Origin of the sequence: Bacillus sp. EKM202B (assembly GCF_011066025.1) — a bacterium.
GTDB classification, from domain to species: domain Bacteria; phylum Bacillota; class Bacilli; order Bacillales; family Bacillaceae_G; genus Bacillus_A; species Bacillus_A toyonensis.
The window spans coordinates 1-233 of the sequence record NZ_JAAMNK010000141.1; the positions used below are offsets into that span (position 1 = coordinate 1).

Below are 233 nucleotides of genomic sequence, written 5' to 3' on the forward strand. Positions count from 1 at the left end.
ATAAGAATAGTTGCCGGGGACCTTCAGCCCTTCATCATCATGCAGGCTGTTAAAGAACGTCAATGTCGGGTTGACGGTGACGTCCATTTCCGCCGCGATTTTCATATCGCACTGAAGCGCTTTTACCGCGCTTTGCGAATGGAGGTCGCGCTTGAATTCTTCAACATCCAATTTCGTCTTTTCGGCAATTTCTAAAAGAACGTCTTCATCTGTAATATTCTGCTTGGAAACAA

Annotated in this window: 1 pseudogene; it reads right to left on the reverse strand. The window is 45.5% G+C overall.

Features of this window, described 5'->3' with window-relative positions:
• A pseudogene (spxH, locus tag G9F74_RS29770) lies at positions 1 to 233 on the reverse strand (protease adaptor protein SpxH); the annotation flags it as partial.